Origin of the sequence: Halopseudomonas sp. (genome assembly GCF_036960865.1) — a bacterium.
Classification (GTDB): Bacteria; Pseudomonadota; Gammaproteobacteria; order Pseudomonadales; family Pseudomonadaceae; genus Halopseudomonas.
In genome coordinates this window covers 256602-275170 of the sequence record NZ_JBALWE010000007.1, presented here as the reverse complement: position 1 = coordinate 275170, position 18569 = coordinate 256602, and the positions used below count along the sequence as shown (strand labels likewise).

Below are 18569 nucleotides of genomic sequence, written 5' to 3'. Positions count from 1 at the left end.
CTGTTGGCCCGGCGCAGCCAGCTCATGGAGATGTCCACCATGGAGAAAAACCGCCTGCAGATCCTGCCAAAATCACTTCACAGCTCCATCAATAGTCTACTCAAAACGCTCCAGACCCAGATCAAAACCATCACCAAGCAGATCGAGCAGGAAGTCGCCAAGGTTGATCATTGGCAAAGCAAAACAGACATCCTGACCAGCGTGCCAGGCGTTGGCAAAGTCATGGCGTTTACGCTACTGAGCGAGCTTCCTGAGCTAGGCAAGCTTAACCGGCGAGAGATCGCAGCCCTGGTTGGCGTGGCACCCATCAACCGCGATAGCGGCAGGCTGACGGGCAAGCGTCGGATCCGTGGCGGGCGTCATAGAGTGCGAACAGTGATGTTCATGGCCATGATGTCAGCTATCCAATGCAACCCGGTATTCCAGCAGTTCTATGAACGCCTGAAAGCCCAAGGAAAGTTACCAAAAGTCGCTCTCATTGCCTGCATGCGAAAGATGATCGTGATGCTCAACACCATGGTCAAGAACCAAGAGCCATGGCGTAAAAAAACAGCCTAGTTTGGGGTGTTGACACCACAGTCACTTGTTAGTGCGGCGACGAGCAGCTTGAGGAATACCAATATGAACAAACTCAAACAGGACATGCTGGCTACTGACATGGCCCCCTGGCGAAAGAGGGGGCTTTTTGCCGTTATTCTGTTGCTTGGCCTGTTCCCCTTCATTATCAGCTGCGCTGCAGTTACGCCCGACGTCAGCGCGGGTCTATGGCAGCTTCGCCATTTTCTGGGCGTTGCGGCGCTACAGGCGGTAGCCCAGGTCTCCATCGCTTGGTATCTGTTGAAGAACCCGGTGCCTAATTACGTGATATTGGGCTTTGTCGTTATGGTGATGTTTTTTCAGCTCACATTTGGGCTGACGGTTATTCTGCTCTCGAACGCATGACAAGCGGCGGTGGGTCGATTACCTTGCTCCGTTGACGGTGCTGATCGCCAATTAGCTCTCCATCAAGGATGATATTTGCGCATGAAGTACTACAAGTTCTGGGTTAAAGAATCGGTAAACATACAGGTTGGGGAGACGACTGAACGGCTAAGCATGCTGGCGGGTTCAAACCAATCAGTAGAGGATGCACGGCGCGAACTGGCGAATCAATCCGCTTTGTTGAGCAGAAGATAAACGGCGAGGCGCCTGGGGACGATTACAAGGTCGCCATCAAAGAGTACGTGGAGCAGGTGATTGACGATGCCAATATCATCACCATCTGCCGCTATGGTGCCAGGATACTCAACACCTGCCAGTACACGGTGCTGGATCTGGATGATTACCCCATCGATTTTTTTGACATGTTCAGAGCGCTTAGGAAGCTGCCGAAAAAGGAGCGCATCGTCGCCAAGTTTCTGCAGCGCCTGGCCAAGCATCCGGAATTGGGTACGGATTTTCGTATCTACGAGACGACCAAGGGCGTTCGGGTTATCGGCAAGAAGTACATCGAGCCGACCGGCAAGGGCTACGCGGCGCTGATGCGCAGCCTGCGGGTGGATTGGTTGTACATTGTGCTGTCGCAGAAGCAGCAGTGCTACCGCGCCAGGGTAACCCCCAAGCCGTATCGCATGAAGATCAAGACCATCAAGGTCACCAGCCCGCTCGATTGTGAAACTCAGACCTATCAGGACTGGGCGCAGGATTATGCCGTGGCGGCGCAGCGCTACAGCGTGGTGAAGTTGATTCAATCGGTAGGGGCTGACTTTGCTCGCGAACCGGTGATACGGCTGCACGATACGCTCTGCAATGAGGGTAGAAGCCGAACCCTGGCATAGAGGGTAGGGGACTCAGTCCTCCCGCCCCTCCAGCATGTTCCGCTTGAGCAACACATAAACCGACCCCGTGCCGCCGTGGCGCGGGATGCACGAGGTGAAGGCCAGTACGCTGGCGTGTTGGCGTAGCCAGGTGTTGACGTGGCTTTTCAGGATGGGCGTGCGGCCGTCCTTGCGTTGCGCTTTGCCGTGGGTGACGCGCACGCAGCGGATCTCCTGTTTTACCGCTTCGGCCAGAAAGGCCCAGAGTAACTCGCGGGCGCGCTCGACGGTCATGCCGTGCAGGTCGATTGAACCGTCAAAGGGGATTTGCGCTGCTTTGAGTTTGCGCAGCTGGCTGGCCTGCACGCCGTTGGCGCCCCACATCAGTTCTTCTTCCGGGGCTACATCAATCACAAACTGGTCGGAAAGGCCGTCTATCACGATGCTGGTAGCGCTGTTCAGCGCGCGGGCGCGGCTGGCGGCGATGCGGGCGCGGTCGGTTTTGGGCTTGCCGGTATCGGCTTGCTGGTGTTTGAGTGGTTTGACACCCTTGATGGCCTGCCGGAACAGGTTTTCGTCATCGGGTTCGACGTTATCCTGAGACATTTTTCAGTGATCAGTTGCCAAAAAACCGCAGTGTACCAGTAGTCGTTGGCACGCGGCAGCGTAGAATGGTCGCCTGACAGAACAAGGATTTACATCATGAGTGAACACGCCGCTTTGAAAACCGTGCAGGATCTGATCCGCTGGGGCGTTAGCCGTTTTCATCAGGCCGAGCTGTTTTTTGGGCACGGTACCGACAACGCCTGGGACGAGTCCCGCCTGCTGGTTTTGCATGCGCTCTACTTGCCGTGGGAAACCCCTGAGACTTACCTGCAATGCCGGATAACCGAAGAGGAGCGTGACGCCGCTGTGGCGTTGTTGCAGGAGCGCGTGCGCTTGCGCATACCGGCGGCGTACCTCACCGGCCACGCGCGCTTTGCCGGGCTGGACTTCATTGTTGACGACCGCGTGCTGGTACCGCGCTCGCCGATTGCCGAGCTGATTGATTCCCGGTTTGAACCCTGGTTGGAACGCGACCCATTGCGCATTCTGGATCTGTGCACGGGTAGCGGGTGCATCGGTATTGCCTGCGCCTACGCCTTTGATGAGGCCGAGGTGGTGCTGGCCGATCTGTCTTCCGATGCGCTGGCGGTGGCTGAGGCCAATATTGAGCTGCACGGTCTGTCTGAACGGGTAGAGGCGCGCTGGTCGGATGGCTTTGATGGCTTGGCAGGGGAGCGCTTCGACCTGATCGTCAGCAACCCGCCCTATGTTGATGCCGAAGATATGGGCAGCCTACCAGAGGAGTACCATCACGAGCCCGAGATGGGCCTGGCCGCAGGGGATGATGGTCTGGACCTGGTGCGCCGCATGTTGGCTGAAGCAGCGGACTACCTGAGTGAAGACGGCGTGCTGGTGATTGAGGTGGGTAACAGCATGGTGCACGTGATGGCCGAATGGCCAGAAGTCGACTTTGAGTGGGTCAAATTCGAGCGCGGCGGGCACGGTGTGTTTGTGCTCAGTGCCGAACAGTGCCGCCATTTTCAGCCATTGTTTGCCGAGGGCGTGTAAGCCTTAGCGCAACACCACCCAGAGCAGCATCAAGGCCTGGAAAATGCAGAATACGATGAGGCAGCCGATGGCAAAGCGGTTGCCCATGTCGGCTCGCTTGTAGCTGGCGATCACGCTTTGCAGGTTGTTCAGCTGGGCAGTCTGCTTGAGATTCAGGGCCTCGTGCTCGCGCAACTGGCCCAGCAGGTTGCCGATCTGCAACGGTTGAATCTTTTCGGTGTTCCAGCTGCCAATCAGATCATTCACCCGGTTGCTTTGCGCAACGCCGCTGTGGGTTTCTTCGTCGAGGGTGCTGAGCGTAAAGCCGGCGCGGTTGAGGATGTCTTCAAGGGCGCTGCGCGCATCGCCACTCTTGAATTCATCCGCCCGTAGGCTGATCGGCGTGACGGCATAATCGCCGCAATAGCGCTGACACCAGTGAATCAGTTGCGCCAGCATGAAGGTGCCCAGGCCACGCTGGGCAGGTTGAATGCTGACACCGCTGATGGGACCAAAGCGCACGCGCTGGCGTTTGTGGTCGACCATCACTTCCAGACAGTTACCGCTGTCGGGGAGCGGCTCACCCTCAAAGCGCACTTGCAACCGCAGCAGCTCCAGGCTGCCGGCCTTTTCCTGGGTGACGGCTATCTGTGCGAGTCTTTCCTGGTGCACCAGTACGCGGGCCTTGAATACCGGCTTGAGCTGCACCCAGTAGAAGTCGGACGGTTTGGCGCGCGCAAAGGGATCGCGCAGGGCGGCGTGCTCCTGGGCGGCTTCCGGGCTGATGGTTTCGGTTTCGCTCATGCTGGGTCCTGGGCGCTCGTACTGCGTTCGGCGGCTACTTCAACCTGTATCGGCGTTGAGGCGTATTTCTGTAATTTATCGCCGTGCGCGGCAAAAGTCATGTCTGCCAATGGGCGATTGCCTCCCAAGCCAGACGCAGGGCGAGCAAGGTCAGCACCACGTTGAACAGGCGGCTGAAATGTCGGTCGTTCAGGCGCTGCAGAATATGCAGTCCAGCCCAGGTACCCAATGCGCCAGCGGCGATCATACTGATGATCAGCGGCAGCCAGCTGTGGAAGACAAACCCGGCGGCGCCAAACGCCAGTGCCTTGGGGGCATGCTGCAATGACATAGCGGCAGCGAAGGTGGCGACTGTCTGCAAACGTTTGCTGTCTTGCTGCTGCTTGATGAAGGCGGCCACCAGTGGCCCGGTGGCGCCGACAAACAGACTGAGAAAACTGGTGAGCGTGGCGGCCAGCAGGGTGCCCACGCGCCCGGTGGCGACCTTGGGGATAGCCGGCCCCCAGCAAAGCAGCAGAATGAACAGGGCAATGCTGAGCTGAATGCTGGCCAGCGGCAGGTTCACCAGCAGGCGGCTGGCCAGCCAGGCGCCGATCAGCACCCCCGGTAGAAACCAGGCAATCACCCGCAGGTTGATGTGCCGCCAGGTCATCAGCGCGCGGTTGGCGTTGGAGCCCAGCTGCACCATGCCATGTACCGGAATGATGGCGGCAGTCGGCATGCTCAGCGCCATGATGGCCAGCAGCATCACGCCGCCGCCGGCGCCCAGCGCGGCGGTGATCATTGAGGTGACGGCAGAGCAGAGGATCAGTGCCACCGCCAGCAGGGGGGGGACCTGGTCGGGTAACAGCGACGCCAGAAAGCTAGGCATAGGGGCTCCGGATACAGGAAGAGGCTAGCCTAACGGGTGGATTTCAGGCTGTCACCCATGCGGGGCGAACGGTATACTGCGCCACTGCCGTCGCTTACATCAGGTTGAGTCTATGTCCGGAAACACCCTTGGAACCCTGTTCACCGTCACCACGGCCGGCGAAAGCCATGGCCCTGCACTGGTTGCCATCGTGGACGGTTGCCCGCCGGGCTTGCCGCTCTCCAGCGAGGACCTGCAGCGCGACCTGGATCGCCGCAAACCCGGCACCAGCCGCCATACCACGCAGCGCCAGGAGGCCGATGAGGTCGAGATTCTGTCGGGCGTGTTCGAGGGCGTCACCACTGGCTGTCCGATTGGTCTGCTGATTCGCAATACCGACCAGAAATCCAAGGACTATTCGGCGATCAAGGATCTGTTTCGCCCGGCGCATGCCGATTACACCTACCACCACAAATACGGCGTGCGCGACTATCGCGGCGGCGGGCGCTCCTCGGCGCGCGAAACCGCCATGCGCGTGGCCGCCGGTGCCATCGCCAAGAAGTACCTGGCGACCCAGGGCATTCAGGTGCGCGGCTACATGAGCCAGCTGGGCCCTATCGAGATTCCCTTCAAGAGCTGGGATGGGGTTAACGACAACGCCTTTTTCAGTGCCGACCCGGACAAAATCGCTGAGCTGGAAGCCTATATGGATCAGCTGCGCCGCGATCAGGATTCGGTCGGTGCCAAGATCACGGTCGTCGCCGAAGGCGTGCCGCCTGGTCTGGGCGAGCCGATCTTTGATCGCCTGGATGCCGAGCTGGCTTATGCCCTGATGGGTATCAACGCGGTCAAGGGCGTTGAGGTGGGCGCCGGTTTTGCCTCGGTGGCCCAGCGTGGCACGGAGCACCGCGACGAGCTGACGCCGGAAGGCTTTGTCAGCAACCAGGCGGGTGGCGTATTGGGGGGTATTTCTTCGGGCCAGCCGATTGTTGCCAGCCTGGCACTGAAGCCGACCTCCAGTATTACCACGCCAGGTCGCTCGATTGATGTAGACGGCAATGCGGTCGACGTTATCACCAAGGGGCGCCATGATCCTTGCGTGGGCATCCGCGCCACGCCAATTGCCGAGGCCATGATGGCATTGGTGCTGATGGATCATCTGCTGCGCCACCGTGGCCAGAACGCCGACGTCAAGGTAACCACGCCGGTACTGGGCCAGCTTTGAGCCCAGCGGGCAGCGCAACAGGGGCGGCGGCATCCCCCTTGCCCTATTGGCGGCTGTCCGGCTTCTACTTCAGCTACTTCGCCCTGTTGGGCGGGGTAGCGCCTTTCCTCGCGCTTTATTTCGAGTCCCTGGGCTTCTCTGCTGCACGCATTGGCGAGTTGGTGGCCATTCCCATGCTGATGCGCTGCCTGGCGCCCAATCTGTGGGGTTGGATTGGTGATGCCACCGGGCAGCGTTTACTGATCGTGCGCTGCGGCGCGTTCTTTACCGCACTGTGTTTTGCCGCCATTTTCTACCGCCAGGATTACTGGTGGCTGGCGGCAGTCATGGCGCTGCACAGTTTTTTCTGGCACGCGATTCTGCCGCAGTTCGAGGCCATTACCCTGGCACACCTGCGCGAGCAGGCCTCGCGCTACAGCCAGGTACGCTTATGGGGCTCGGTCGGTTTTATTCTTACGGTCGTGCTGCTGGGTGGGGTGCTGGAGCGTTTTGGCATGCCGGCCTATCCACGGGTTTTGTTCGCGGTGATGTGCGCTATTGTTGCCTGCAGTCTGTTGATACCGCCGCCACCGCTAGCGCCGACCAGCCAAGTGATGGGCGAGGGCATGCTGCAGCAGTTACGCCGCCCGGGTGTTATCGCGTTTTTTCTGTGTGTGGCGCTGATGCAACTGTCGCATGGGCCGTATTACACCTTTCTGACCATTCATCTGGAGCGTCTGGATTACAGCCGCGGCTTTATTGGCCTGCTTTGGGCGCTGGGGGTTCTGGCGGAAATTCTGCTGTTTCTGCTGATGCGTCCCTTGTTGGCGCGCTGCAGTTTGAAGTCGATTCTGGTGGTGAGTTTTGCCTTGGCGGCCCTGCGCTGGCTGCTGCTCGGCAACTTCGCTGCGGCGCTGCCCACATTGTTGTTTGCCCAATGCCTGCACGCCGCCACCTTTGGCGCCTTCCATGTGGCGGCGGTGCATTTTGTGCAGCACAACTTCAGCGCGCGCCTACAGGGCCAGGGCCAGGCACTCTATGCGACCTTGGCCGGGGTTGGTGGCGCGTTGGGTGCCCTCTATTCTGGCTACGTTTGGGACAGCCTGGGCGCGGCCTGGACCTTCGCGCTGGCGGCACTGGCTGCCGCCGTTGGAGCCATCATTCTCGCGCTGCGATTGCAGCGTGCATGAGGAGCAGACCATGAGCATTTTGGCGATGTACGAGGCGGGACAGTGGCACTGCCCGGCGCGGGTGCTTACGCACCTGGACGACATTAGCGTGCAGCTGGCCGAGCGCGGCCTGTTGCTGGCACAGATCGCGGCGCTGGCAGAGGATCCACTGCAACAGGAACATCAGGCGCGCGACTGGATCGCCGCGCAGGGCAGGGCGATACCTGACACTGCGCTGGCAGGTGAGCGCCAGGGTGAACCGGGCTACGTTGAGGAGACCACGCTAGTACCTGCTGAGGCCATCCGCCGGTCAGAAGGGCAGTGGCTACTGCTCGGCGCAGGCCAGGCCCGGCTGTGCCTGGCCAAGGCAGACCATGCCCTGATATTGGCTGTGCGCCGAGGCGATCTGCTGTGGCTGCCCGCGGGTTACGACTGGGCTTTGGTTCCTGCGCCCGGCACTCGCTGTGTGTGGCTCGAGCTGGCGGCGCAGGCACAGGCGCTGAACGATAAGCCCGTTGCCGGGTCGAAGCTAGGCGAGCTGCAGCTGCTGGACATCTGAGCGCGAAGGATTTCGTGCCGCCGACTATAGTCAGGGCAGTGTGCGGCGATTTGCCAGACCAAAAGGGAGAGTGCGATGAACTTCAATACCGGTGGGGGTATTCTGGGCCTGCTGATTCTTATCGGCGATATCTGGGCGGTAATCAACATTCTGCAGAGCAATGCCAGCATGGGCGCCAAGCTGCTTTGGGTGTTGCTGGTGGTGCTGTTGCCGTTGCTGGGCCTGATCATCTGGTTCTTTGCGGGGCCGCGCGGCAACAAGGTTTAGCGCGGCCTTCACGGCCACGTTAAAGAAAAGGGCCCGGTGCGGAAGACGCACCGGGCCTTTTCGTTGGGCACCGCCGAGGCTACCTGGTGCTTACTTCTCGACGAAGGCACGCTCGATCACATAGTGCCCTTGGTCGCCGTGGCGCGCTTCCTTGAAGCCCTGGGCATCCAGAATCTCGCAGCAATCCTTGAGCATGCTGGGGCTGCCGCAGAGCATGAAGCGGTCCTGCTCCAGATCAAATTGGGGCAGGCCAATATCCTCAAACAGCTTGCCGCTGGTCATCAGGTCGGTCAGGCGACCCTGGTTACGGAACGGCTCGCGGGTCACCGTGGGGTAGTAGATCAGCTTGTCGCGCACCAGCTCGCCCAGGTACTCGTGGTTGGGCAGATCCTCGGTAATCAAGTCTTCGTAGGCCAGCTCGCGCACATGGCGGCAGCCGTGGGTGACGATCACCTTGTCGTACTGCTCGTAGGTTTCCGGGTCCTGGATGATGCTGATGAAAGGCGCGAGGCCGGTGCCAGTACTCAGCAGGTACAGGTTGCGACCGGGGATCAGGTGATCCAGTACCAGGGTGCCGGTGGGCTTGCGGCTGATCATGATCTGATCGCCTGCCTTGATGTTCTGCAGGCGCGAGGTCAGCGGGCCGTCCGGCACCTTGATGCTGAAGAACTCGAGGGTTTCCTCGTGGTTGGGGCTGGCGATGCTGTAGGCACGCATCAGCGGACGGCCCTCAACTTCAAGACCGATCATGATGAAATGACCGTTCTTGAAGCGGAACCCCGGATCGCGGGTGGTCTTGAAGCTGAACAGGTTGTCAGTCCAGTGGTGGACGCTGAGTACGCTTTCGGTATTGAAGCCTGCCATGTCGCCTCCCGGCATGAATGATGTCTTGGCGTGGAGTCTACATCTGGCTAATCTATCGGATAAACGGGTAATTGTTATAAACGTATTCGGAAAAATCGATTATGAAGTACAGCCTGCGGCAACTCGAAGTTTTTCTGGCCACGGCCTATCACGAGAATCTGACACGCGCCGCCAGCAGCTTGGCAATGTCGCAGTCAGCTGCCAGCAGTGCGCTGAAGGACTTGGAGAGCCAATTTGACGTACAGCTGTTTGATCGCGTGGGCAAACGGCTGCAGTTGAACGAGCTGGGTCAGAGTATCCGTCCCCGTGCCCAAGCGTTGATGGAGCAGGCCAAAGGGCTGGAAACGGCGCTGGCTCGCCATCAGGACGTGGGGCATCTGAAGGTGGGCGCCACGCTCAGTATCGGTAACTACCTGGCGGTGGAAATCATGGCACGCTACATGGGCGAGCAGGATGGCGCGCGGGTGGAGCTGGAGGTGGCCAACACTGAAACGATAGTGCGCAAGGTAGCCAACTTCGAGTTGGACATCGGCCTGATCGAGGGCGAGACGCGTCACCCCGAGCTGGATCTGGTGCACTGGCGTGATGATGAACTCATGGTGTTTTGCGCGCCGGATCACCCTTGGGCTGGCCGTCCGTGGTTGAGCGATGAAGAGTTACTGGAGGCGCAGTGGATCGTTCGCGAGCAGGGCTCAGGTACTCGACAGCATTTTGAATGGGCGATGCAGGGCCTCTTGCCGCACTTGGGCATCAAGCTGGAATTGCAGCACACCGAAGCGATCAAGCGCGCGGTGGAAGCCGGGCTGGGGATTGGTTGTCTGTCCGAGATTACCCTTGTTGATGCCTTTAAGCGTGGCAGCCTGGTGCCGCTCCCGGTGCCGCAGCGCAACTTTCATCGCCGCTTTTACTTTGCTCTGCATCGGCAGAAGTTTCGTAGTGCGGGTATCGTGCGTTGGCTGGAGCTGTGTCGCAGCAGTCTGTCGGAGTAGAGGGAATGCTGGGCGTAAAAAAGGGCATCTGCCGAAGCGGATGCCCTTGCGGTGAGCCAGTGTAGCGTTACTGGTTGCTGCTGAGCACCAGCTCGCCGTTCTGCAGCGGAATACTGCTGCCCGGATCATGATCCATGCGCACGGAACCGGTTTTTTCGCCGATCTGATACTTCACCTGATAGCCAACTACTTCGTCGTGCTTGTCGTAAACGGTGTTACAACGACGCTCAGTGGTGGTGTAGGTACTGTTGGCCTGCATGCGTTCCTGGGTTTTGTTACCGGCATAGCCACCAGCGGCTGCGCCTGCGACCGTGGCAATGTCCTTGCCGCTGCCGCCACCCACCTGGTTACCCAGTACGCCGCCGATGACTGCGCCAGCTACCGAGCCAATGATCTGGTGCTGATCCTGTACGGGTTTTTGTCGGGTTACGGCAACGTCGTTGCATACTTCGCGGGGGGTGCTTTTGGTTTCTTTGATCTCGCGAACATCAAGAACCTCAGCCTGGTCAGGTGTTTTATCTGCAAAAGCGGTATAACCCGCGATGGCACCGCCAGCGGTTGCCACAGCCGCGCCAATCAAAACACCGGTCAACATAGACTTGTTCATGATGAGTACTCCCTGGTCTATGACTAGTCTTCCACGGCACAGCCGTGGTCCATGCGCTAATAGACTAGCGATTTCAGCGGAGGTTCCATCGGCCGGCGCGGCTGCATGCGTGAATGTGAACTGGTTCGCGCGGCGCTAGGCCCCGTTAATCGTAATGGCGGGAGTTTAACAGCAGGCGGAAGGCCTGCTCGTCTACCGGGGGGCTGAACAGGTAGCCCTGATAGTGATCGCAACCCAGTTCGTGCAGGAAGGCGAGCTGCTCCTTGGTTTCGACGCCTTCGGCGATAAAGTCCAGACGCAGGCTGGAGGCGATGGCGATGATGGCGCGAATGATCTCGGCGTCGTTGGGGTTGCGGGTGCAGTCCCGGACGAAGGATTGATCAATCTTGAGCACATCGACCGGCAACTGCTTGAGGTAGCTTAGCGAAGAATAACCGGTACCGAAGTCGTCGATTGCAAAGTGCACACCGCGTTCGCGCAGCACATTCATTTTGTCGATGGTGTCGGCTACGTCCTGAATAACAATGCCTTCGGTGATCTCCAGCTTGATGCATTGCGGTGGGATGCCATAGGTGTTGATGGCGTGGAGCACATCGCTGACAAAGCTGGCCTGACGGAACTGCCGGGGGCTGATGTTGACGCTCAGACTGAAACTGGCAGGATCGATGACTCCATCCTGCAGCAGGCGCGAAAGAAAGCTGCAGGCGCTCAATAGAACCCATTTGCCCGCGGGCAGTATCAGCCCACTTTCCTCCAGAACGTCGATAAAGGCGCCTGGGCCGATGGTGCCCTTGTGCGGATGTTCCCAGCGCAACAAGGCTTCAGCGCCTTCGATGGCCTGGGTGCGATGGTTGATCTGGGGCTGGTAATGCAGCACAAACTGCTTTTTCAGCAGCGCACGGCGTAACTCCGATTCGATGGCCAGACGCTCGCTGGCGGCGACCTGCATTGACTGCTCGAAAAAGGCGATGCCATTGCGGCCGCGTTCTTTTACCCGGTAGAGCGCAATGTCGGCGCGCTTAAGCAGGTCGTCCGGGGTCTTGCCGTGGTCCGGCAACAGGGCAATGCCGATACTGGCGCTGAGTTGCAGGGCGTGACCTTCAATCTGCATGGGTGCAGAAACCGCATCCAACAGTTTTCTGGCGGTGCACTCCACTTCCTGCGCCAGTTGCGCAGCGCGTGACTTTAGGCCACTGAGCAGTACTACGAATTCATCGCCGCCCAGACGCGCAACAGTGTCTTCTTTGCGTACCAGGGCGAGCAGGCGTGCGGTGACCTCTCGCAGTACGGCGTCGCCACACGAGTGGCCAAGGGAGTCGTTAATGTGTTTGAAGTGATCAAGGTCGAAGAACAGTAGCGCGCCGCGCAGGTTGTGCCGCTGGTTCAGGGCGTTCAGCTGGTTCAGACGATCGCTCAGCAACAGGCGGTTGGGCAAGTCGGTGAGGGCATCGTGGTAGGCCAGATGCTTGACGCGCGCCTCTATTTTTTTCTGTTCGGTGATGTCCCGAGAGGTCAGCAGAATGCAGTCCAGGCCGTCAATGTTCAGCGGTTGAATCGAGACAGCCACGGTGATCTGGGTGCCGAAGCAGGTGTTGACGGTCATCTCCTGATGATGGACGCGACCGTGGCGATCCAGCTCGTCAATCAGCTTCTGTCGGTCACTATAATTGGCCCAGATGTTCAGCTCCATTGCCGTTTTGCCAATCACCTGCTGCGCAGTGTATCCGGTCAGGCGGGTGAAGCCGTCGTTGACCTCCAGGTGCTTACCGGTGTGCTTTTCCGTGATGCTGATGGCATCGGGACTGCCCTTGAATGCACGGGCAAACTTGTCTTCGGAGGCGCGCAAAGCTGCTTCAGCCTGTTTGCGTGCGGTGATGTCGCGAAAGCTGAACAGCACACAGGGTTGGCGGTTGATGCTCAAACTGGCGGTAGACACCTCGCAGATCAGCAGTTTGCCTTGCTGAGTTGCGAAGGTCCCGATCAAGCCGTTCAGTACTCGTTTGCCGTGGATCGCCTCCTCCAGTGGTGCGTGCATTTCAGACTCGCTCCATACGCCTGCTGCTGCCGGCGTGCGACCTACCAGCGCCTGCGGTGAGTGGCCAAAGATTGCGGTAAAGCTGAGGTTCACTTCAATTATGCGGTGGCTGTGACTGTGGATCAGGCAATAGGGGTCAGGTGCGCCCTGGAATAGGGCGGCGAATTTGGCTTCGCTGTCGATCAAGGCTTTCTCGTTCTTGCGCCGTTCGGTGATGTCGAGCAGGGTGCCAACCAATCGAACGGGCTTGTGGTGCTCGTCGCGGTGCAGTGTGGCAGTCGCCTCTAGCCAGCGCTCTTTGCCGTTTGGGTCGCTCACGCGGTAAGTCAGTTTGTGGTGTTGTCCTTGGCTGCGGCAGATTGAAATGAAAGCGCGTCTCAGGCTGCGGCGATCGCCGGCCAGCACATGCTGGGTGAAATGGCTAATGCTGCCTTCCAGTGCAGTAGCGTTCAGACCGTTGAGCTGTGCGCTGCGTGCTGAGCAATGCAGTATGCCGCTATGGATATGCCAGTCCCAGATACCCATTTCGCTGGCTTCCAATGCACGGTTGAGGCGCTCTTGGCTTTCGTTGAGTGCGGTTTCACTGAGCCGTTGTGCGGTGATGTCACGGGCAGTGACGACCAGGCAGGTGCGTCCCGCCAGGCTTATACTTTCAGCCTGTACCAGAATATCGTAGCTGTTATGGTTGGGGCCTAGCCTTACCTGGATGTGCTCGTCGTCCAGACGTCCGCGTAACTTCAGTTTGGCCATCAGCCTTGCGGCGGTATTGGTATCTAGGATCTGCAACTCGCTGAGTCGGTGGTTGACGCAGTGGGTGTTTCTCAAGCCGGTGAGGCGCTCAAACCGGCTGTTGACCTCCAGTACTGTGCCCGTGGTGGCATCGACCAGCAGCAACGCCTCGCCCGTGGCATTAAAGACCTTGAGGTGGCGTTCATCAATGCCGACCGTGGCAGGCGCAGAGGGCCGCTCGACCTGGAGTGTAATCAACAGGCACGTTGACCCTTGGTGGATGGGGGAGATATTCACGAGGCAGCTCTGGATGCTGCCATTGCGGCTGCAGATGTCGCGCCGCTGATTAGTCAGGTTCGTCCGTTTGTCCAATTGGCGCAGCAGGTTGTCCCAGTGCTCGCTGCCGCACCACAAAGGGAATTGGCCTGCTGGCTGGCCAACGATACGGTCCGCCTGCCAGCCAAACTGCTGGCTAAGCGCTGCATTGATTTGCAGCACACGCTGGTTGCGCGCGTCCACCAGCATGCCGGCGGCGGGCATGGTCTGGAAGAGTGTGACAAATGCGCTGTCCGCATTGGTCAGAAGATCGCTCGGAAAGGCACCGGTGGTGCTTGGCATAGAGTCTCCGCGGGCGCTGATGGTCCTTTGGATCAAGGCTGCAAGCGCGACCTGTACTGGCTGGCCTGCGCGTGCGTTCCCGGCCTTTTACTGCCATGGCCCGTGGGTGCGTACTGGCCGGCTCATACGGCATGAGTTCGGCGGCTTTTATTGGTCGCTCAGTACGCCCCTTCAATCTTCAAGATAGTCTGTGCCGAGCGGCTCAACAAGGCGGGTGTTGGGGTTTTCCTTGGCCATGTCGCCCGCCAATTGCAACAATCGGATAAGCGCTAGGGCGGCGTTGGAGCGCGTACGGCCGCTATGCCAGATGCAGCCGAGATCGCGCTGCAGGTTGATGCCCGGCACTGGCAGGGCATGCACCTGATCGTCCAGCATGCTGCGCGGCAGCACGCTCCAGGCCAAGCCGATGGAGACCATCATCTTGATGGTCTCCATGTAATTGGTGCTCATGCTGATCTGCGGGGTTATCTGGTGCTGCTCGAATAGCGCGCTGACAATGCGGTGGGTAAAGGTGTTGGCCCCGGGAAAAACGGCCGGATAGGCGGCCAACTGCGCCAGACCAACGGTATCTGCTTGGGCTAACGGGTGTTCCGGTGCGATCACCAGATCCAGCGGGTCGTGCCAGATCAGCTCGGCCACCACTGGCGGCTCGACCTCGGGTGCCAAGGTGATAACGGCCAGCTCTATTTCGCCATGCAGCACTTTTTCGTAGGCTATTTCCGAGTCAAGAAACTCGATGTCCAGCGCGACTTGCGGGTAGGCACGTGTGAACTCGCGCAATACGGGCGGCAAGCGGTGCAGGCCAATGTGATGACTGGTTGCCATGCTCAGGCGGCCTTGCACGTTGTCGGATAGATTGCTCAGCGCGCGGCGCGTATCATTGAGCAAGCCCAAGACCTCTTCGGCGCGCGGCTTGAGCGCTCGTCCTGCCTCGGTGAGTGCTACCTTGCGGCCGATGCGATCAAATAACCTGGCGTCTAGCTGCTGCTCCAGCATGGCGATACGCTTGCTTATGGCCGGCTGGGTAAGATGCAGTTGTTCTGCGGCGCGGGAGAAGGAACCGGTCTCGGCGACGGCTAGAAAGGCGGAAAGGTTGGCCGTGTCCATGTTGTATTCCTGTTGGTTATCTATTTAATAAATAATATTCCTTTGTTTTATCTTTGGCCAAAATTTATCCTTTGCCGGGTCAAAGAACCGCTGCGGACCGGATACCTCCGGCCATATTCGATGGCGGTCACAGTCTGATTTCAGGAGTTCCGGATGTCTGCGAAAACGCTTTACGACAAGCTGTGGGACAGCCATCTCGTCAAACAACGAGATGATGGTTCGGCATTGATTTACATCGATCGCCACATTCTTCATGAAGTGACCTCGCCACAGGCATTCGAGGGCTTGCGCCTTGCAGGTCGGCAGCCTTGGCGTATCGATGCCAATATCGCCACCCCGGATCACAACGTACCGACCACCAAGGCTGAACGTGCCGGCGGTCTGGAAGCGATCGCCGATGAGGTGTCGCGCATTCAGGTCAAAACCCTGGACGAGAACTGCGACGCCTTCGGTATTCTCGAGTTCAAGATGAACGATCTGCGTCAGGGTATCGTGCATGTGATCGGGCCGGAGCAGGGCGCTACCTTGCCTGGTATGACCGTGGTCTGCGGTGACTCGCATACTTCTACCCACGGCGCCTTCGGCGCGTTGGCGCACGGCATTGGTACCTCTGAGGTCGAGCATGTATTGGCTACCCAATGCCTCGTCGCCAAGAAGATGAAGAACATGCTGGTCAACGTTGAAGGTGAGCTGGGCTTTGGCGTCACGGCCAAGGACATTGTGCTTGCGGTCATCGGCAAGATCGGCACCGCTGGCGGCAACGGCCATGCCATTGAATTCGCCGGTTCGGCCATTCGCGACCTGTCGATTGAAGGCCGCATGACCATCTGCAATATGGCCATTGAAGCGGGTGCGCGCGTGGGATTGGTCGCCTGTGACGCGAAAACCGTCGAGTATGTAAAAGGCCGTCCATATGCTCCCAAGGGCTCCGATTGGGACAAGGCCGTGGAGGCTTGGGCCGACCTGGTGTCTGACGCCGATGCGCGCTTTGACAGCGTCATCGAACTGGATGCTACCGAGATTAAACCGCAGGTCTCCTGGGGTACCTCGCCAGAGATGGTGTTGGCGGTCGATCAGCGAGTGCCGGACCCGGCGGCGGAAGCAGACGCGGTCAAGCGTGATTCCATCGTGCGCGCACTGAAATACATGGGCCTAAGTGCCAACCAGCCGATTACCGATATCCATTTGGATCGGGTATTCATCGGTTCCTGCACCAATTCGCGCATAGAAGACCTGCGCGCCGCGGCGGCCGTGGCCAAAGGGCGCAAGGTGGCTGCCAGTGTCAAACAGGCGCTGGTGGTACCGGGCTCGGGGTTGGTCAAGGCACAAGCCGAGAAAGAAGGGCTGGATGCAATCTTCACGGCGGCGGGTTTTGAATGGCGTGAGCCGGGCTGTTCCATGTGCCTGGCCATGAACCCGGACAAGCTGCAGTCCGGCGAGCACTGCGCCTCGACCTCGAACCGCAACTTTGAGGGGCGTCAGGGTAATGGTGGCCGCACTCACCTGGTCAGCCCGGCCATGGCCGCGGCGGCTGCAATTGCTGGTCACTTTGTGGATGTACGCGAGATGTTGAATCAGGAGGCGAGCGCATGAAACCCTATACTCAGCACACCGGTCTGGTCGCGCCGCTCGACCGCGCCAACGTGGATACCGATCAGATCATCCCGAAGCAGTTCTTGAAATCGATCAAGCGGACGGGCTTTGGGCAGAATCTGTTTGATGAGTGGCGCTATCTGGATGAAGGACTGCCAGGGCAGGACTGTGCCAACCGCCCCCTGAATACCGACTTCGTACTTAATCAACCGCGTTATCAGGGTGCCAGCGTACTGTTGGCGCGCAAGAATTTCGGCTGTGGTTCCAGCCGTGAGCACGCGCCATGGGCGCTTGAGGAGTACGGTTTTCGGACCATTCTGGCCCCCAGCTATGCCGATATTTTTTACAACAACAGCTTTAAGAATGGCTTGTTACCCATTGTTTTATCGGAAGAAGATATCGATGAACTGTTTGCGCAAGCAGAGGCTCAGGAAGGCTACGAGCTGACGGTAGATCTGCAAGCGCAGACCGTCACTCGCCCGGATGGCAAAGCCTATACCTTTGAGGTGGACGCTTTCCGCAAGCATTGTCTGCTCAACGGTCTGGATGATATTGGCCTGACGCTGCAGGACGGCGACGCCATCAAGGCGTTCGAGCAGAAACATCAGCAGAGTCAGCCTTGGCTGTTCGGCGCAATCCAGTAACTATTTGCCTGTGCCAGCGGTGGCTGAGCACTGGCATCTTTTCTAAGGATGAGTAATGAGTAAGCGTATTCTGGTTTTGCAGGGCGACGGCATTGGTCCCGAGATCATGGCCGAAGCGGTCAAGGTGCTGAACCTGGCCAACGAAAAGTACGAGCTTGATCTTGAGCTGTCATCGGGCGAGCTGGGCGGCGCGTCCTACGACAAGTACGGCGTACCCTTGGCCGACGAGACCTTGGAACGCGCACGTCAGGCGGATGCCGTGCTGCTGGGCGCAGTCGGCGGTCCCAAGTGGGATACCATTGATCCGGCGCTGCGCCCCGAGCGCGGCTTGCTGAAAATTCGCTCCGAGCTGGGGCTGTTTGGCAACCTGCGCCCGGCAATTCTGTATCCGCAGTTGGCTGAATCATCAACCCTCAAGCCCGAAGTGGTTTCCGGCCTGGATATTCTGATCGTGCGTGAGCTCACCGGCGGCATCTACTTTGGCCAGCCGCGGGAGAAGCGCGTGCTCGCCAATGGCGAGCGTCAGGCCTACGACACCTTGCCCTACAGTGAAAGCGAAATCCGCCGCATTGCCAAGGTCGGTTTCGATATGGCGATGGTGCGCAACAAGAAGCTGTGCTCGGTCGACAAGGCTAATGTGCTGGCCTCCAGTCAGTTGTGGCGCGAAGTCGTTGAAGAGGTCGCCAAGGATTATCCCGAGGTCGAGTTGTCGCACATGTACGTCGACAACTGTGCCATGCAGCTGGTGCGCGCGCCCAAGCAGTTCGATGTGATTGTCACTGACAACATGTTTGGCGACATTCTCTCGGATCAGGCCTCGATGCTGACTGGTTCCATCGGCATGCTGCCTTCGGCGTCGCTGGATGTGAACGGCAAGGGTATGTACGAGCCTTGCCACGGCAGTGCTCCGGATATTGCCGGCAAGGGTATCGCCAATCCGCTGGCCACTATCCTCTCGGTTTCGATGATGCTGCGGTACAGTTTTGCTCAGACAGAGGCCGCTGACGCCATTGAGCAAGCGGTTAGCCTGGTGCTGGATCAGGGGCTGCGTACCGGCGACATTTACGCCGAGGGTTGTCGCAAGGTAGGTACCGCGGAAATGGGTGACGCCGTGGCCGAGGCCTTGAAAAACCTGTAATCT

Annotated in this window: 19 protein-coding genes; 12 read left to right on the top strand and 7 right to left on the bottom strand. The window is 59.1% G+C overall.

What is annotated here, in order from left to right:
• The 3 genes from V7747_RS12235 to V7747_RS12225 all read left to right on the top strand — a co-directional run.
• Positions 1 to 558, top strand: a 558-nt coding sequence (locus tag V7747_RS12235) for a transposase (RefSeq protein WP_335616303.1), incomplete at its 5' end; no start/stop codon positions are given.
• Between the two features lie 63 nt (positions 559 to 621).
• Positions 622 to 942, top strand: coding sequence for a hypothetical protein (locus tag V7747_RS12230; RefSeq protein ID WP_335616302.1), 321 nt, complete (start codon positions 622 to 624; stop codon positions 940 to 942).
• Positions 943 to 1223: 281 nt separating this feature from the next.
• Positions 1224 to 1817 (top strand): hypothetical protein, encoded by a 594-nt coding sequence (locus V7747_RS12225; RefSeq protein WP_335616301.1) that lies wholly within the window; start codon positions 1224 to 1226, stop codon positions 1815 to 1817.
• 12 nt (positions 1818 to 1829) lie between these two features.
• Here V7747_RS12225 and V7747_RS12220 read toward each other — a convergent pair whose 3' ends face one another.
• Positions 1830 to 2402 (bottom strand): Smr/MutS family protein, encoded by a 573-nt coding sequence (locus V7747_RS12220; RefSeq protein ID WP_335616300.1) that lies wholly within the window; start codon positions 2400 to 2402, stop codon positions 1830 to 1832.
• A 96-nt stretch (positions 2403 to 2498) separates the two neighbouring features.
• Here V7747_RS12220 and prmB point away from each other — a divergent pair, with 96 nt between their 5' ends.
• Positions 2499 to 3410 (top strand): 50S ribosomal protein L3 N(5)-glutamine methyltransferase, encoded by a 912-nt coding sequence (gene prmB / locus V7747_RS12215; RefSeq protein WP_335616299.1) that lies wholly within the window; start codon positions 2499 to 2501, stop codon positions 3408 to 3410.
• 3 nt (positions 3411 to 3413) lie between these two features.
• On the opposite strand, the gene V7747_RS12210 is transcribed toward prmB, so the two are convergent.
• Both V7747_RS12210 and V7747_RS12205 read right to left on the bottom strand, forming a co-directional pair.
• Positions 3414 to 4193: a hypothetical protein gene (locus tag V7747_RS12210; RefSeq protein WP_335616298.1), complete on the bottom strand. Its 780-nt coding sequence runs from the start codon at positions 4191 to 4193 to the stop codon at positions 3414 to 3416.
• Between the two features lie 97 nt (positions 4194 to 4290).
• Positions 4291 to 5064: a sulfite exporter TauE/SafE family protein gene (locus V7747_RS12205; RefSeq protein ID WP_335616297.1), complete on the bottom strand. Its 774-nt coding sequence runs from the start codon at positions 5062 to 5064 to the stop codon at positions 4291 to 4293.
• A 112-nt stretch (positions 5065 to 5176) separates the two neighbouring features.
• On the opposite strand from V7747_RS12205, the gene aroC reads away from it, so the two are divergent.
• The 4 genes from aroC to V7747_RS12185 all read left to right on the top strand — a co-directional run bounded on the left by aroC (position 5177) and on the right by V7747_RS12185 (position 8242).
• Positions 5177 to 6268 (top strand): chorismate synthase, encoded by a 1092-nt coding sequence (aroC, locus tag V7747_RS12200; protein ID WP_335616296.1) that lies wholly within the window; start codon positions 5177 to 5179, stop codon positions 6266 to 6268.
• A gap of 38 nt (positions 6269 to 6306) precedes the next feature.
• Complete coding sequence (locus V7747_RS12195) at positions 6307 to 7437, top strand: MFS transporter (RefSeq protein WP_335616295.1); 1131 nt, start codon at positions 6307 to 6309, stop codon at positions 7435 to 7437.
• 10 nt (positions 7438 to 7447) lie between these two features.
• Complete coding sequence (locus V7747_RS12190; RefSeq protein ID WP_335616294.1) at positions 7448 to 7975, top strand: hypothetical protein; 528 nt, start codon at positions 7448 to 7450, stop codon at positions 7973 to 7975.
• 75 nt (positions 7976 to 8050) lie between these two features.
• Positions 8051 to 8242 carry a PLDc N-terminal domain-containing protein gene (locus tag V7747_RS12185; protein WP_335610468.1) on the top strand — a complete coding sequence of 64 codons (192 nt, stop codon included), beginning with the start codon at positions 8051 to 8053 and terminating at the stop codon, positions 8240 to 8242.
• A gap of 90 nt (positions 8243 to 8332) precedes the next feature.
• On the opposite strand, the gene V7747_RS12180 is transcribed toward V7747_RS12185, so the two are convergent.
• Positions 8333 to 9106, bottom strand: a complete 774-nt coding sequence (locus tag V7747_RS12180; protein ID WP_335616293.1) for a ferredoxin--NADP reductase — start codon at positions 9104 to 9106, stop codon at positions 8333 to 8335.
• A 101-nt stretch (positions 9107 to 9207) separates the two neighbouring features.
• Here V7747_RS12180 and V7747_RS12175 point away from each other — a divergent pair, with 101 nt between their 5' ends.
• The gene (locus tag V7747_RS12175) at positions 9208 to 10095 is read left to right on the top strand and encodes a LysR family transcriptional regulator (protein WP_335616292.1); all 888 of its coding nucleotides are present in this window, start codon (positions 9208 to 9210) and stop codon (positions 10093 to 10095) included.
• Positions 10096 to 10162: 67 nt separating this feature from the next.
• Here the strand turns inward: V7747_RS12175 and V7747_RS12170 are convergent, their stop codons facing one another.
• From V7747_RS12170 to V7747_RS12160, 3 genes are all read right to left on the bottom strand, one after another.
• Positions 10163 to 10702 (bottom strand): glycine zipper 2TM domain-containing protein, encoded by a 540-nt coding sequence (locus tag V7747_RS12170; RefSeq protein WP_335616291.1) that lies wholly within the window; start codon positions 10700 to 10702, stop codon positions 10163 to 10165.
• A 145-nt stretch (positions 10703 to 10847) separates the two neighbouring features.
• Positions 10848 to 14084: a bifunctional diguanylate cyclase/phosphodiesterase gene (locus V7747_RS12165; RefSeq protein WP_335616290.1), complete on the bottom strand. Its 3237-nt coding sequence runs from the start codon at positions 14082 to 14084 to the stop codon at positions 10848 to 10850.
• A 171-nt stretch (positions 14085 to 14255) separates the two neighbouring features.
• The gene (locus V7747_RS12160; protein WP_335616289.1) at positions 14256 to 15191 is read right to left on the bottom strand and encodes a LysR family transcriptional regulator; all 936 of its coding nucleotides are present in this window, start codon (positions 15189 to 15191) and stop codon (positions 14256 to 14258) included.
• 153 nt (positions 15192 to 15344) lie between these two features.
• On the opposite strand from V7747_RS12160, the gene leuC reads away from it, so the two are divergent.
• The 3 genes from leuC to leuB are packed head-to-tail and all read left to right on the top strand — an operon-like array spanning position 15345 to position 18566.
• Positions 15345 to 16784, top strand: a complete 1440-nt coding sequence (leuC, locus tag V7747_RS12155) for a 3-isopropylmalate dehydratase large subunit (protein ID WP_335616288.1) — start codon at positions 15345 to 15347, stop codon at positions 16782 to 16784.
• Positions 16781 to 17428: a 3-isopropylmalate dehydratase small subunit gene (gene leuD / locus V7747_RS12150; protein ID WP_335616287.1), complete on the top strand. Its 648-nt coding sequence runs from the start codon at positions 16781 to 16783 to the stop codon at positions 17426 to 17428. The genes leuC and leuD overlap by 4 nt, the downstream gene beginning before the upstream one ends.
• 55 nt (positions 17429 to 17483) lie before the next feature.
• The gene (leuB, locus tag V7747_RS12145; RefSeq protein WP_335616286.1) at positions 17484 to 18566 is read left to right on the top strand and encodes a 3-isopropylmalate dehydrogenase; all 1083 of its coding nucleotides are present in this window, start codon (positions 17484 to 17486) and stop codon (positions 18564 to 18566) included.
• Positions 18567 to 18569 lie beyond the last annotated feature (3 nt).

Coding starts and splice junctions, on each gene's coding strand:
- V7747_RS12220 (WP_335616300.1), bottom strand. CDS start 2,402: ATGTCTCAGGATAACGTCGAACCCGATGACGAAAACCTGTTCCGGCAG.
- V7747_RS12190 (WP_335616294.1), top strand. CDS start 7,448: ATGAGCATTTTGGCGATGTACGAGGCGGGACAGTGGCACTGCCCGGCG.
- V7747_RS12170 (WP_335616291.1), bottom strand. CDS start 10,702: ATGAACAAGTCTATGTTGACCGGTGTTTTGATTGGCGCGGCTGTGGCA.
- leuB (WP_335616286.1), top strand. CDS start 17,484: ATGAGTAAGCGTATTCTGGTTTTGCAGGGCGACGGCATTGGTCCCGAG.
- prmB (WP_335616299.1), top strand. CDS start 2,499: ATGAGTGAACACGCCGCTTTGAAAACCGTGCAGGATCTGATCCGCTGG.
- V7747_RS12205 (WP_335616297.1), bottom strand. CDS start 5,064: ATGCCTAGCTTTCTGGCGTCGCTGTTACCCGACCAGGTCCCCCCCCTG.
- V7747_RS12180 (WP_335616293.1), bottom strand. CDS start 9,106: ATGGCAGGCTTCAATACCGAAAGCGTACTCAGCGTCCACCACTGGACT.
- V7747_RS12210 (WP_335616298.1), bottom strand. CDS start 4,193: ATGAGCGAAACCGAAACCATCAGCCCGGAAGCCGCCCAGGAGCACGCC.
- V7747_RS12175 (WP_335616292.1), top strand. CDS start 9,208: ATGAAGTACAGCCTGCGGCAACTCGAAGTTTTTCTGGCCACGGCCTAT.
- leuD (WP_335616287.1), top strand. CDS start 16,781: ATGAAACCCTATACTCAGCACACCGGTCTGGTCGCGCCGCTCGACCGC.
- leuC (WP_335616288.1), top strand. CDS start 15,345: ATGTCTGCGAAAACGCTTTACGACAAGCTGTGGGACAGCCATCTCGTC.
- V7747_RS12230 (WP_335616302.1), top strand. CDS start 622: ATGAACAAACTCAAACAGGACATGCTGGCTACTGACATGGCCCCCTGG.
- V7747_RS12165 (WP_335616290.1), bottom strand. CDS start 14,084: ATGCCAAGCACCACCGGTGCCTTTCCGAGCGATCTTCTGACCAATGCG.
- V7747_RS12160 (WP_335616289.1), bottom strand. CDS start 15,191: ATGGACACGGCCAACCTTTCCGCCTTTCTAGCCGTCGCCGAGACCGGT.
- aroC (WP_335616296.1), top strand. CDS start 5,177: ATGTCCGGAAACACCCTTGGAACCCTGTTCACCGTCACCACGGCCGGC.
- V7747_RS12185 (WP_335610468.1), top strand. CDS start 8,051: ATGAACTTCAATACCGGTGGGGGTATTCTGGGCCTGCTGATTCTTATC.